This is a genomic window from Spirosoma taeanense (assembly GCF_013127955.1).
Taxonomy (GTDB): Bacteria; Bacteroidota; Bacteroidia; order Cytophagales; family Spirosomataceae; genus Spirosoma; species Spirosoma taeanense.
The window spans coordinates 1,004,711-1,018,792 of the sequence record NZ_CP053435.1 but is presented as its reverse complement, the minus strand read 5'-3'; the positions used below and the strand labels follow the sequence as shown (position 1 = coordinate 1,018,792).

Sequence of the window (14,082 nt, the reverse complement as noted above, 5' to 3'; positions counted from 1 at the left end):
TCAAGCGGCAATGAGATCCTTTCTTCCGAAAACAAGCTATCAGTTAATTGCCGGGTGGGCTGGCTGTTTACTCCAACTGTTATTGAATCAGGCGTTTGCCCAGGTACCTAAAGTGGTTCAGCCGTCGAACCAGGTCTGGACGGCTTTCTATCATCAGACCCGGCTTTCCGATAAATGGGGACTCTGGTTCGACGTGCAGGCTCGCCGGACGGATTTTATGGACCGCTGGGCTACGCTCATTTTCAGGCCGGGGGTCGTTTATCACCTCTCCGACGACGCTCGATTGATGGCGGGTTATGCCTACGCCCGTTTTTATCCCGCTGAGCCCCAAAACGATGTTCAGCCTGAACACCGGCCGTGGCAGCAACTTAACTGGGAAGGAAAGCACGGCCGAATTGAAACCAACCACTGGGTGCGGGTTGAAGAGCGATTCCGGGGCGTTCTCGAAAACGGCCAGTTGCAGCCGGGTTATACTTTCAACTGGCGGTTTAGGGTGATGGTCTCGGGACAGGTTCCCCTCTGGGGTGACGAAACCCGGCCGGGCGTTCCGGCCATACTGCTGCAGAATGAATTATGGATACAGGCCGGCAAACGAATCGTTTACAATCATTTCGACCAGAACCGGCTGTTTCTGGGTCTCGTCTATCCTTTTTCGAAGCAGTTTCGGGCACAGGCGGGCTACCAGAATGTCTTTCAGCAGGAAGCCATCGGAAACCGCTTCCAGAATAAACATACGCTGCGGGTATTCTTATACCACAGCCTGGACCTGCGTAAGAAATCGTAGGTGTGGAGAAAATCTTACTGAAAATAGCCCTTCAGTTCGCCATAGCCCAGAATATGGCCCTGCATAGCGTCCAGCACGTCCTGCTTGGTCGGAACGTCGGCAAGCGATAAGGGTGTATCGAGGGCATACACCCGAAACACATAGGCATGTCGGCCAAAGGGAGGACACGGCCCGATGTATTTCTGATCGCCGGCTGAATTTTTGCCAATCTTTCCACCCAGCAACTTTACCTGCTCGGCCGAAACGGCTTCGGGTAAACTCCGAACGGACGCGGGCAGGTTGTAGATAACCCAATGGATCAGATTGAAAACAGGGAAAGCGGGCGATGGTACGTCGTAGTCCGTTGTCAGAATTACGTAGGCTTTTGTCCCGGCCTGGTTTCCTTCCCACGTAAGACCCGGCGACACTTCGCGCCCTTTGCAGGTACATTCGACGGGCATCGTACCACCGGCGGAAAACGAACGACTCGAAACAGTGATATTCTTTGTAAGGGTAGATAGCTGTGCTTCTTCGCCTTCCCGCTGCCCCTTCGCCCGGAAATGCAGCACCATTCCCAGTAAGAGGATTATTACCACCACCCCTAGCAGGATTCGCAGAAACAAACGCATAAAAAAACAGCCAGTTAACGTACGACGCGCACTTAACCGACTGTTTATGAATAAAGTTTCGTATGTCGCCGATCTATGCGGCCCGACTACTTTGCGGACGACGCAGCGGAGTTGAACGAATCGACTGGCTACGCGACTCTTCAATGACCTGCTCAGAAACCAGGCCAAGATGATTGGCGCGTTTCAGCACGTAATCGAAGGGCAGGTTGAAGTAATTGGCTACCTCGCTGCGGAAACTGTCGGGGAATTTCGACAGCCGCAGGCCAAAGAATTTACGTACCTCATCTTCGGGGAGCATGGCCGCCAGCGCCACGCGCTCGGCTTCGGCCAGCAACTCCGTCCGGGACGGGTACAGGTATTCCAGCCCAATGGAAGCCGCCAGAATGTTCAGGAACAGATTCTTGTACATGGCCGAAAGCTCAGCGGGCAGGATGATCCAGCCCTGTTCGCGGAACTTGGCCGAAAAACCCGTCAGGCCCTGCTCACCCCGAATTTCGCCGGCGATCATCTCATCGGGAAACCGCAGCCGATCGGCTCCGCTGTCGCGGTCGGCCTTTTGCAGCCGGAAAACGACCGCTTCGATGGGACTTTTATGAAACAGCAAATCTGCCGGCATGACGCGGGTACTTTCCCACTGGTCGGTCATGCGCATAAACAGACTTTCGTTGACGGGCAGATTGTCGGGGCTGCCCAGACTAACGAGCATTCGGCGGAAAGCCGCCAGGAAATCAATCTGGAGTTGGTTCGGATTAGTACGTCCTCGCTTCATGCGGTTGAGGACGCCAGGTGGCTAGCCAGAAGCCAGTTAACCGGCGTTCATTAGTATGGTTGCTGATTGTTATCGGAAGGTAAATATACAGAACAAATGGCTGATAACAAAGCCGTAACGTAAACAAAATCAGGATCAAGTCACCAGCCGAACTGTAAGAAGTCTGTTGACTAAAAAATTCTCTTTTACGGCTTTCTGGCTAACTCTGGATCGATCATTTCGGCTGGAGAATGCCCGTTGATGGTACGGTTAAAAGCAGAAGCACCTACCCAGGAATTACGTCAGGTGCTCAATGACTTCTCCCTCCCGTTTGCCACCGTTCTGTCTTTCTTTACACTAATTTCTGGAATCGCCCTATAAGCCACATAAATACAGTCTAAATAAGGCGTTCATAGCCCGCGGCATGCCGAAACGTGTATTTTTACCATACAATTACCTGTTCGTCTGATTCGGTATGCAGCGATTTCCCCTTTATTTTCATTCGTTTCGCTTCTTTCTCTTTTGGGTAGTATTCAACCTGATCGGCTTGCTTTCAGCGCAGGCGCAGGTTCCGTCAAAAGCGTCGCCCACCAACAAATTTGAGTTGCTGGAAACCACCATCAGCGACATCCACCGGGCGTTTCGTTCGGGGTCGCTGACGAGCGAACAACTGGTTAGGGCTTACCTCGAACGCATCCAGACCTTTGACCAGTCGACTAAGCTCAATTCCATTATCGTCATCAATCCGGAAGCCATCGCTGCGGCCCGCGCGCTGGATGCCGAGTTTCGGAAAACCGGTAAACTGCGCCCACTGCACGGCATTCCGGTTATTGTAAAGGATAATTTCAACACAAAGGGGCTGCAGACCACGGGCGGCTCCATCGCGCTGAAAGGTTTCGCCCCCACCGAAGACGCCTATCAGGTTCAGAAAATCCGTGAAGCGGGCGCTATCGTCCTGGCCAAGTCGAACATGGCCGAGTGGGCCTTTACGCCCATGCACTCACAAAGCTCGATAGCGGGCGAAACGCTGAATCCATACAATCTGGCCTTTGTACCGGCCGGGTCGAGCGGGGGCACGGCGGCAGCAGTAGCCGCTAATCTGGGCGCGGTTGGTCTGGGGTCCGATACGGGCAACTCCATCCGGGGGCCTTCGTCGCATAACGCCCTGGCAGGTTTCCGGACCTCGCTCGGGTTAGTGAGTCGGTACGGCATTATTCCGCTTTACACCCGTAACGATGTGGGTGGCCCCATGTGCCGGACAGTCGAAGACGCCGTTCGGCTGCTGGAGGTTACGGCCGGCTACGATCCGCATGACCCCATTACCAAATACAGCCAGGGTAAAATCCCTAAAAACTATACTCAGTTCCTACGTAAAGACGGCCTGAAAGGCGCGCGTATCGGGGTGCTGCGCCAGGTGAGCGACCGGAACATTCACCCGGAAATCAAACAGCTTTTCGATCAGGCCATTGCCGACATGACCCGGATGGGTGCGCAGGTCGTTGAGGTAACGCTGCCGGATTTCGATACGCTGCGGGCCAATCAGTGGTGCGCCGAATTCAAAGCTGATCTGGAAACCTACCTCCAGACCTTCGTGAAGCGCGATACGCTGAAAACCCTGGACGATGTGATTCGGGTCGGCGGCTATTCGGATCTGGTGCGCGACCGGCTCACCTACCAGCAAACGCATACGGGTCGGGCAAACCACCCCGAAATTCCCTGTGGCGACGCCTTCACCGACCTGCTGCGGATTGCCTTCCGGAAAGCGATCGAAGCCGAGATGGACCGGCAGCACGTAGATGCGTTGATCTACCCGTCCTGGAATTACCCGCCCGCGCGGGTTGGCGACGCCAAAGGCTATAAAGGCGACAACAGCCAGCTCATTGCCCCGGCAACGGGTCAGCCTGCCTTTACAGTTCCCATGGGCTTTACGACGGGCAATCTCCCCGCCGGACTTCAGTTTCTGGGCCGACTGTTCGACGAGCCGACCTTAATCCGGCTGACGTATGCCTATGAGCAGGGTACTCATCACCGCGTAGCGCCCAAACAATTTTCGATGACGGTTCGGTAAAGGCCGGTCCAGTTATCATAACCCAGTTTCTGTTTCATCACCTACTCCAGTCAATGACTCGTTTGCTATCTTCCCTGGTCGGTTTTGTTTGTAGCCTGATCATCTTTCTGAATCTGAACACCATCCAGGCGCAGCCCTTCAGCCAGCCGGAAATTACCCGCTGGCAGCAACGGGCCAAGCAGGTTACCATTACCCGCGATACCTGGGGCGTTCCGCACATTTACGGTAAGACGGACGCCGACGTAGTGTTCGGGCTGCTGTACACCCAATGCGAAGATGACTTCGACCGGGTTGAGATGAATTACCTGGACGCTATTGGCCGCCTGGCCGAAGTCGAAGGTGAATCGGCCCTGTACCATGATTTGCGGGCGCGGCTGTTTGGGGATTCAACCCAGGCCATTGCCATCTACAAAAAGAGTCCGGCCTGGATGAAAAGCCTGCTGGATGCCTTCGCCGACGGCACGAACTATTTTCTCTACACCCACCCGAACGTAAAGCCTAAACTCCTGACCCGGTTTCGGCCCTGGATGCCGCTGTTGTTCAGCGAGGGCAGCATTGGCGGGAATATCAGCGTGGTGCCCATCAACCGGATCAAGGATTTCTACGAGCAACGGAAATCAACATCCTGGCTGAAAGAGGTGAATCATTACGAGCGGGAGTCGATCGGCTCGAACGGCTTTGCAATTGCCCCGGCGAAAAGCGCAACCAAAAATGCCCTGCTGCTGATTAACCCGCACACTTCGTTCTATTTCCGGTCGGAAGTCCACATGAGTAGTCAGGCGGGACTGAACGCCTACGGCGCCGTTACGTGGGGGCAGTTTTTCATCTACCAGGGTTTCAACGAAAACTGCGGCTGGATGCACACCTCCAGCTATGCCGACTCGATGGACGAATACCTGGAGACGATTGAGAAAAAAGGCAACGCCTTGTATTACCGGCACGGCAGCGCACTCAAACCCGTTCGGACCCAGACGATCCGCCTGCCTTATAAAACGGCTCAGGGTATGGCCTCGAAAGAGTTTACGATGTATTTCACGCACCACGGTCCCATTGCGGGTGAGAAGGACGGGAAGTGGCTTGCCGTAGCGATGATGAATACGCCCCTGAATGCGCTGGAACAGTCGTACCTGCGCACGAAAGCGACCGGCTACGAAAGCTTCAAAAAGGTGATGAAGCTCAACGGAAATGCGTCGAACAATACCGTCTTTGCGGACCGCGACGGCAACATTGCCTACTGGCACGGTAACTTCATGCCCCGCCGGGACACGCAGTTCGACTGGAACCAGCCCGTTGACGGCAGCAACCCCGCCACCGACTGGAAGGGCCTGCATCTGGTTGAGGAGATTGTACAGGTACGTAACCCGGCCAGCGGCTGGATTCAGAACTGCAACGCTACGCCCTTTACGGTATCGGGCAACAGCAGTCCGGACAAGAGCAAGTTTCCGGCCTATATGGCCCCCGACGCCGAGAACTACCGGGGCATCAACGCCGTGCGGGTACTCAGTCGGAAGTCGGTGTTTACGCTCGATACGCTGATTGCAGCCGCCAACGATCCGCACCTGGCCGCTTTCGACGACCTGCTGCCGTCCTTATTGAGTGCGTATCAGACGACCGCCGAAACGACCGCCAACGCTTCTAAAGATTTGTCGGAAGCCATCCAGATTCTGAAAGACTGGGACCGGGGCTATAGTAAATCGTCGATTGCCCAGACGCTGGCGATTTACTGGGGTGAACGCATCCAGCGGTTAGCCCGCAGCCGCGCAGCCACCGACCAGCGATTCGACAACCTGAGCCTGACTGCCTTTACGATTGACAAGACCTCCCCGCAGGAAAAAGTAGCGGCCCTGACCGACGCTATGACCGAGCTGACGCGCGACTTCGGCACCTGGAAAACGCCATGGGGCGACATCAACCGCTACCAGCGCCTGACCGGCAACATCCAGGAAGTCTATGATGACCAGAAGCCCAGTATTCCGGTGGCCTTTACGTCCTCGGCCTGGGGATCGCTGGCGGCTTTTGCGGCCCGCACCTACCCCGGCACCGTAAAACGCTACGGCAGCGTGGGTAATAGTTTCGTGGCCGTGGTAGAGTTTGGTAAGCGGGTCAAAGCCCGATCTGTCGTTACGGGCGGCCAGAGCAGCCGACCCGGCTCGAAACACTTCACCGACCAGGCTCCGCTCTACTGCGAGGGCCAGTTCAAAGACGTCTGGTTCTACCCCGAAGACGTACAAAAACACGTCGAGAAGACCTATCATCCGGGCGAGAAATAGCCTGAAAATGGTTTCCATGAACCGTTCAACCCGAAGCCTTCAAAGCCCCTCGGGTTGAGCCGTTACCCCATGCCGCCGGAGGAGTGGACGAAGTTGCGAAAGGCTATAGAACCGGCCTTTCAATGAGTAGCCCTGCGTATAGCCTACGACAATTCGTTTATTTTCACGAATGGCCCCTCTCGAATCATAGCGGTACAACTGGTTGTCGTCCCCGAAAAAATAGTCAGGGAATCCGACTATGTCCCACACACGACCGATCAGTAAAGTAACTGCAATTTTTCGCGGCACAGTGCTTATGTCAAAAGGGTCAATTGTATATTGTTAGTACTTTGTAAGTCATTTGACCGCAAATGTATAGCAAAGCATTACACTAAACTATAAGCTACTAGAAATGAGCAGCCTATAGTTTAACAATATTGCGTATAATAATATGTTGGGTGGAAATACAATTAGTGCTTACAAGGCAGCATCTCGGCGACAGGTTGCAGGCCGCAGAGGTTAGGCTTTTTTGCTCGTTCGGCTGGTTCCGTGTGACAGTTTGAACGCTCCGGTTGGGCAGGTTTATGTTTCCAAGTCCGGGTCGGAGCTGACAGGGCGAACGCCAGAGTTAAGAAAATCAACCTTATTAGGCGGGTTACTGCCGACAACGTGTACAGTAAGAATGGCAAGACCGCTCAAAATAGGACAAAACGAGTTTAAGTTCAAGAAAGATGCAATCGCTCATTACAAAGCGATTCTCAACTCTTATGACTTTGGACATTCGCTTAACGACTCTGACTACGAGGCTGTAATTGACCTTCTTTATTACGATTATTTGAACTGCTTAGGCACAGAGGGAGAATTACAGGAAGATAGTGATGAAGCGCAAGAATTGGTAGAAAATAGCGTAGATACAAACGCAGAAGACATTTCTATTGAAGACATAAAAGTGGCCCGCGTTCAATTTAACACCAAATGTTTTGAAGTTTTTTACAGTGATAATACCAGCCAATATATTTCGTACCTGATGTTGATCAACAACCCAAAATATGACCCAGAAATGTTGTTTTATGCAGCCTGTAGAAACGCTGTTCATGCTGATATTCACGCCGTGAAACAGGGTTATTTTGACAATCATTCTGTCAAGGGCCAAGTTAAATGTCAGGAAACGGGTATTTTATCAAAATGGACTGAATTAGCCGTTGACCATCGACAACCACATACCTTTTCGATAATTGTCGACCGCTTTAAAGAGGTGAACAACTTTGATTTTGATGCAATTGAGTATACCTCAAGCCTAGACAATCAACTTATATTCAAGGACGAGAATTTGACCCAAAGTTTCAGGGATTACCACAAAGCCAAAGCAAACCTACGAATAGTTAGAAAGGAGTGCAATTCAAGTAGGACGGGACTGGCAAGGGTAAAAAAGACAACGAAAGATTTGACAATAAAATAAAAACTTGCAGGGTCGCTTTCCGTCGACAGGACGCACGTCCCATAGGCAGGTTTTCAGCCCAACGAAATGAGGGTGTAAAGGTCGGAGGTACGTCAGTTTCTTCTATCTTGTGCGCTTACCATCAGCCCTCATGGGTGTTGGGCGAACCGGCCAAAATGGGCTTGCGGGGCGGGTTTCGGGCGACAGGTTGCAGAGATCAGGCTTTTGCTTATTCGGCGGATTGCGGTTGAGACGAGAAGTAGTTTGCCAGTCAGTCTTTAGATTGGTTCGGCGGTTCTCTTGCGACCGGCAACACGTCCTGATAACAGTTTTGATAACTATAGCAATACAAAATAAGAACCGGGCGGTCGGCCGCTACCGTGCGTATTTTATATTAACAGTACGGCAATCGGCGAGTTGTACGCCACTCGAAAATCGAACCGTCTGCGTCAATTCACAATTTTTGCATGCAGACTTTAACTAAGGCAACCGTTTTCGACACCGGCAACTGGACTTACTTTTTTGCGGTAAACTTGCGCAATAATAAACGATAGTTAAACAGACAGCGAAATACAAATTACCAGCTTATGGGTAAAAGCAAAGTCCCTTTAAGGTGAGTTTAAGAATGAAGGGTAATCCGTTTAATGATACCGCATTAGTAGCTCACTATAGCGTTTTACAAATGCCTAATAAATTCCAATGACCTCCGTTTGGAGCGGGACGATTTTCCTAAGCGCTAATTTCAAGCTTATATCCTTTGCCGCGTATGACAACAATCCTGATGTTCGGATCAAACTCCAGTTTTTTTCTAAGTTTTGAAATGAACATATCCAGACTGCGGCCCACTATAACACCTTCGTCTTCCCATATCTCTTTTTGTAGCCGGCTTCGCTCTATAGCCTCGTTAGGAGACAACGCGAAAATACGTAATACACGGGTTTCAGTTCTGGTCAGGTCTATGGCCTTTCCATTTATCATGAGCTTACGAGTCTCGGCGTCGAATGACATTGACCCTAAAGTGAATATACCAGTAGGCTGACTGTCAACTAAGGGCCTCCGCGGCTTAACAGATCTCAAAAAAATAAATCCAACAAATGCTAAAACTGCAAGGCTGCCCAGAAAATATCCAGTCTGTGCTGTAGTTATTCCTACCGGTTTAAATTTAATATGGATCATGTAACATGATATGGATTGCCTTCTTCCTATACAGGCTACAATATCATCTTTCTTATTTTTTGATATAGCATATCCATAGGCTACACTGGCATCGGCACAGTTCAGTACATTAACAATGTAATCACTGGCGAGCGGGTCTTTGGCTAACAAACGCTGCGTAGTATTTACTAGGGATTCGGGTTGAAACGTAAACGCATTCTCAAAACTGATCTGGTATTCATTTTTGGCGATCTTTTTTATTGGAAGTACCCGTGATGTACTATCGCCCGACTGAAGCAATATTTCATGTCCGATCCGGCGAAGCATAATTTCCCTTCTGGCAAAGTCAAAGTCATCATTGCCGGTCATGCTGAAAGCCACGCAGATTATCGAGATAACCGTGAGTAGTAACAATCCGCCAAGGTATTTCCGCTTGACTGGCAACAGATTTCGTCTAACAGGCATAATGTCAAGATAGAATTTACAAAGTTTACACTCTTATTTACAATCCAGGTTCCTCTGTGCGAAAATTAGCAACCTAATTTTGTTGCATCAATTTTAACAAGATATTAAACCATCCTGATGTTGCCGAAACCCGCAGGGTAAATTATGATCGCTTCATCACCCTTAAAAAGCAAAAATTAAACAAGTGAAAAATAAAAGAAATGTTTTGTCCTGCCTGGTTATTCTGTTAACAGGTGTAATTTATTTCGCCGTACAGGCTCAACAAAAAAATGATACCCAACGCGCTAACTTTTCTGGCGAATGGAAATCCAAAGAGTCGATAAGTATGGGCGGGAATATTGTTTGCACATATGACGATGGTGATCGTATGCTCTCTAAAACAATGAAAATAGCGCAGCGGGCAGATTTTCTAACCATAGAAGCGCCAAACTCGTCTCCTGGTGCAGCGCTGACTACAAGCCGGGAGCAACTGGCTTTTGATGGTAAAGAAAGCCAGATTAATCATGGCAAAGAAAGAGGAAAGAAGTTTACCGTAAAGTTGTCAGCTGATGGACAAACGATGACTATTAACTCAATTGTACACCTGATGGTCGCCACTCCTTACCATGTAGATGTTTTGAAACAAATGCTTGTTTACGTAACAGAGGTTTGGACGCTAAGCAATGATGGCAGGTCTATTTCTGTTCAGGCTAGTGCAAAATCAAACTTATTCGTCAAAGAGCGTTCCTGGAAGACCGTATTCAATAAAGTCAATTAGTATTCAATAACGTATTTGTACAAGCACGGCTCAGAAATGCCTTCAACATATCTGATTTATCTCCTGATAAATCAATGTTAATCAAACCTACAAAAAACATGAAAAAACTTGTGTATGCGCTGATCTTACCGCTTGTTGTGATAGGCGGACTAGTATTTGCCAATCGCGAAGTCAAAAATGAACCTTCTAAAACAGCGGCCCCAAAGATACTCTCTGCTGCTGAAAGGATAGCCGGAAGGAAAAAATGGGAGGCTACCCCTGATGGGATAAATTTCAAAAAATGGGAAGCGTCTCCCGCAGGTAAAAAAGTGTATGCCGCTGAAGCTAGAATAATGAATCATATACGGGCTTCTACCAATATGGAAGCTGTTGTAACCTCTCTTTCTCTTCCGCCAGACTCACGATTAGGTTTCGGAGTGATGGTCAGGATTAATGGTGACGATTATATTCTAAGTTTTGGGTTGGAAGAGTCTAATGAATTCCAGCAATTGCATAGCCTGAACGTTAACGACAAAATAATCATTAGAAGCCATTGGGTATCGCACGCACCCAAGTATTCATATCCAATAGTATCGGGCGACTATGTAGAACGAGACAGTAAAATAATTTATAAACGTGCCCCCCGCAAAGGCGGCTGCTGAGTAAACGCTGTTTTGCTTTTGTGGGTAATTGAGACTGTGATTTTTCATATGCCACAACGTCTAAACACGTAAACGTTGGTTGTAGATGAAAAAAGGTTTGGAAGTGTGTTGATGGCTCGCTCCACGTGGCTGGCTTGCCGGGCGACAGGCAGCAGGCTGCAAGGTCAAACTCCGCAGCCCAATCGCCACCTTGTTTGCACACGAGCCCAGAAGAACTGGTAAATTATTCGTTTGGCTATTGCTTGATTATCAGTGGTTGTAATTTAGCAGTATATCCAAACGGGTATGTAAAGGTTGAGGTTCGCGCTTACCATCAACACCCGTTGGCGTTGGGCGTATAAAACTTAATGGCTAAAAATTATTGTATAATCAAATCGGCGAACCTGCCTGATATGAGTCTTTGAACTACAGCTATTCTACTGTCTTTCTCAAAAAGTGTATTGCAAAAAAGATGGCCTTCCACTCATCATGAGTGGAAGGCCATCTTTTTTGCTACATCCTTACAACGATATCGGAACCGCCACGACCGTTGTGTCCCACCCCATATACATGGTAGCAGTTTTGTCGTCTTTTTTGGCGAATTGAATTGAGAAGTTTTCAAGGGGACTCTCGGCCTTTTGCGTCGGCACCGTTATGCGGGCTACATCCAGGGCTTCGTTGTAGCTATAGGCACCCCACTGGTCCAGATCAGAACTGAAGATAATTGTCCATTTCTTTTCAGTGGGAATCGTCAGCAGGGCGTAATTCCCGGCCGGAATTTTCTTCCCGCCAATCGTTACGTCCTGATAAAATTTGATTTCCGGAGCCTCATTCGCACCGGCCCGCCAGACTTTATTGTAGGGAACCAGCTTCCCGAATACCTCCCGGTTGTTTTTGGCCGGTCGGCTATAGACAACCCGCACCATGGCTTTGTCGGTACCGATTTTAGCCGGGGCAAATTTGCGATCATGGGCGTAGTCGTCCGGGTAGTAGGCCATATCCATTGGCGTTTTGTCGATACCTCTAAACGTCTGGGCACTGGCCGCGCCAACTGTAAGCCAAAGTAATCCGAATAGGAAAGCTGCTTTTTTCATGGTAATGGGTAAATGAATTTGTTACGTCATGGACTGCTTCTGGCGGGTTACGTGCCTGTTCACTTACATGGAATGTATGCCCTGAGCCAGTCAATGGAACGCAATATAACCGCAAATTGGGTCAGGGTACTTCTTCCAATTGAACGTAGCCTGCATATATAACAAAAAAGCGCGATGAGGACTGTCCCATCGCGCTTTGTATTTCTAATCAACCAGCTCTATTCCACCGTCACGGACTTGGCCAGGTTGCGGGGCTGGTCTACGTTCCGGCCGCGCATAACGGCGATGTCGTAAGCCAGTAGCTGCAGCGGCACTACCGAAATCAGGGGCATCAGAATCTCGTGGACTTTCGGAATCTCAATCGTGAAATCTACCATACCGGGCAGGTGCGTATCGCCCTCGGTCGTGACAGCAATCACGCGGCCTTTGCGGGCTTTCACCTCCTGAATGTTCGAAACGACTTTCTCATACGAGCTGTCGTTCGTGGCAATTACGACTACCGGCATATCTTCATCGATGAGCGCAATCGGGCCGTGCTTCATCTCGGCAGCCGGGTAGCCTTCCGCGTGGATGTAGCTGATCTCTTTCAGCTTCAGCGCCCCTTCCAGCGCAACGGGGAAATTCAGGCCCCGACCGAGGTAAATGAAGTTGCGGGCGTAGGTGAAGATGTAGGCGATTTCCTTAATCTTACTCGCCGACTGCAGCACCTTCTCGACTTTGGCCGGAATGCTTTCCAGCTCAGCCAGTAATTGCCGGAAGAGCGAGTCGGAGATCGTGCCTTTGCGATGGGCTGCGGCCAGCGCCATCATGGTCAGCACCGTTACCTGCGCCGTAAAGGCCTTCGTGCTGGCTACACCGATTTCCGGACCAGCGTGGGTATAGGCCCCCGCGTCGGTTGCCCGGGCGATGGAGGAACCGACTACGTTGCAGACACCGAAAATGGTGGCTCCTTTGGACTTGGCCAGTTCGATGGCCGCCAGCGTATCGGCCGTTTCGCCCGACTGGGAGATGGCAATCACAATATCGCCTTCTTTGATGATCGGGTTCCGGTAGCGAAACTCCGACGCATACTCCACCTCGACCGGAATTCGGGCCAGTTCTTCGAAAATGTATTCGGCCACCAGACCCGCGTGCCACGACGTACCGCAGCCGACAATCACAATCCGCTCCGATTTGGCCAGCTTATCGAGGTAATCGCGCAGACCACCGAGCGCCAGCAACCCGGCATCGGCCTGGACACGCCCCCGCATCGAGTCGGCAATGGAACGGGGCTGTTCGAAAATTTCCTTAAGCATGAAATGCTCGAAACCACCTTTCTCGATGGCTTCCAGTTCCAGCTCAATTTTATGGACGTAAGGCGTCGTGGTCGTGTTGTCGAGCGTAATGACCCGAATGCCATCCCGGTTGACAACTGCCACCTCGTAGTCGTTCAGGTAAATAACGTCTTTGGTGTACTCAACAATGGGCGTAGCGTCTGATGCGAGAAAATACTCGTTCTCGCCTACCCCGATCACCAGGGGCGAACCTTTGCGGGCTGCGATCAGCTGCGTCGGGTCGGCCTCCGACATAATCACGATGGCATAGGCGCCAACCACTTCCTGCAACGCCAGCCGCACAGCATCTTCCAGCGTACCGCCCTGGTTTTCCCAGATGTCTTCGATAAACTGACCCAGAACTTCCGTATCGGTTTCGCTCTGAAACGTATGGCCTTTCTTGAGCAGCGCCTGTTTGATGGCCGCATAATTCTCAATGATCCCGTTATGGATAATGGCCAGCTTCCGGTGAAACGAGTAATGCGGGTGCGCGTTTACGTCATTGGGCTCGCCGTGCGTAGCCCAGCGCGTGTGGCCCATACCGATGGTAGCGTGCGTTTCTTTCCCACCCAGTTCGTGCTCCAGGGCCGCAACCTTGCCTTTCTTTTTATACACTTTCAGCCCCTGACCATTCATCAGTGCTACCCCTGCACTATCATAGCCCCGATATTCGAGCCGCTTCAATCCTTTAATTACCAACGGACAGGCTTCCCGGTGCCCGACGTATGCTACAATTCCACACATAATCTGTTTCTCATTTTTAGGTTATCAGCCTTATTGTAC

General features: G+C 50.6%; 12 protein-coding genes. 6 read left to right on the top strand and 6 right to left on the bottom strand.

All coding sequences use genetic code 11. From position 1 onward, the window contains the following. The first annotated feature begins 10 nt into the window (after positions 1-10). Positions 11-784, top strand: a complete 774-nt coding sequence (locus HNV11_RS04355) for a DUF2490 domain-containing protein (RefSeq protein ID WP_171738500.1) — start codon at positions 11-13, stop codon at positions 782-784. Positions 785-798: 14 nt separating this feature from the next. On the opposite strand, the gene HNV11_RS04350 is transcribed toward HNV11_RS04355, so the two are convergent. Together HNV11_RS04350 and HNV11_RS04345 are read right to left on the bottom strand one after the other, a co-directional pair. Then, positions 799-1,392, bottom strand: a complete 594-nt coding sequence (locus HNV11_RS04350; protein ID WP_171738499.1) for a YbhB/YbcL family Raf kinase inhibitor-like protein — start codon at positions 1,390-1,392, stop codon at positions 799-801. A gap of 73 nt (positions 1,393-1,465) precedes the next feature. Then, on the bottom strand, positions 1,466-2,161 hold the full coding sequence (locus HNV11_RS04345; RefSeq protein ID WP_171738498.1) for a hypothetical protein: 696 nt from the start codon (positions 2,159-2,161) through the stop codon (positions 1,466-1,468). A gap of 454 nt (positions 2,162-2,615) precedes the next feature. Here HNV11_RS04345 and HNV11_RS04340 point away from each other — a divergent pair, with 454 nt between their 5' ends. Continuing rightward, the gene (locus tag HNV11_RS04340) at positions 2,616-4,208 is read left to right on the top strand and encodes an amidase (RefSeq protein WP_171738497.1); all 1,593 of its coding nucleotides are present in this window, start codon (positions 2,616-2,618) and stop codon (positions 4,206-4,208) included. Between the two features lie 53 nt (positions 4,209-4,261). After that, on the top strand, positions 4,262-6,478 hold the full coding sequence (locus HNV11_RS04335; protein WP_171738496.1) for a penicillin acylase family protein: 2,217 nt from the start codon (positions 4,262-4,264) through the stop codon (positions 6,476-6,478). Positions 6,479-6,517: 39 nt separating this feature from the next. Here HNV11_RS04335 and HNV11_RS04330 read toward each other — a convergent pair whose 3' ends face one another. Continuing rightward, on the bottom strand, positions 6,518-6,727 hold the full coding sequence (locus tag HNV11_RS04330; RefSeq protein ID WP_240163761.1) for a hypothetical protein: 210 nt from the start codon (positions 6,725-6,727) through the stop codon (positions 6,518-6,520). 412 nt (positions 6,728-7,139) lie between these two features. Between HNV11_RS04330 and HNV11_RS04325 the strand changes: the two genes are divergently transcribed. Then, positions 7,140-7,916 (top strand): DUF3223 domain-containing protein, encoded by a 777-nt coding sequence (locus HNV11_RS04325; RefSeq protein ID WP_171738494.1) that lies wholly within the window; start codon positions 7,140-7,142, stop codon positions 7,914-7,916. 708 nt (positions 7,917-8,624) lie between these two features. On the opposite strand, the gene HNV11_RS04320 is transcribed toward HNV11_RS04325, so the two are convergent. Next, positions 8,625-9,515, bottom strand: coding sequence for a winged helix-turn-helix domain-containing protein (locus tag HNV11_RS04320; RefSeq protein ID WP_171738493.1), 891 nt, complete (start codon positions 9,513-9,515; stop codon positions 8,625-8,627). A 184-nt stretch (positions 9,516-9,699) separates the two neighbouring features. Between HNV11_RS04320 and HNV11_RS04315 the strand changes: the two genes are divergently transcribed. Together HNV11_RS04315 and HNV11_RS04310 are read left to right on the top strand one after the other, a co-directional pair. Next, entirely contained in the window at positions 9,700-10,272 is a 573-nt protein-coding gene (locus tag HNV11_RS04315; RefSeq protein WP_171738492.1) for a hypothetical protein, read from the top strand. Between the two features lie 98 nt (positions 10,273-10,370). Next, positions 10,371-10,913 carry a hypothetical protein gene (locus HNV11_RS04310; protein WP_171738491.1) on the top strand — a complete coding sequence of 181 codons (543 nt, stop codon included), beginning with the start codon at positions 10,371-10,373 and terminating at the stop codon, positions 10,911-10,913. Between the two features lie 500 nt (positions 10,914-11,413). On the opposite strand, the gene HNV11_RS04305 is transcribed toward HNV11_RS04310, so the two are convergent. Next, positions 11,414-11,986: a DUF2911 domain-containing protein gene (locus tag HNV11_RS04305; RefSeq protein WP_171738490.1), complete on the bottom strand. Its 573-nt coding sequence runs from the start codon at positions 11,984-11,986 to the stop codon at positions 11,414-11,416. A gap of 218 nt (positions 11,987-12,204) precedes the next feature. Further along, complete coding sequence (gene glmS / locus HNV11_RS04300; protein WP_171738489.1) at positions 12,205-14,043, bottom strand: glutamine--fructose-6-phosphate transaminase (isomerizing); 1,839 nt, start codon at positions 14,041-14,043, stop codon at positions 12,205-12,207. Positions 14,044-14,082 lie beyond the last annotated feature (39 nt).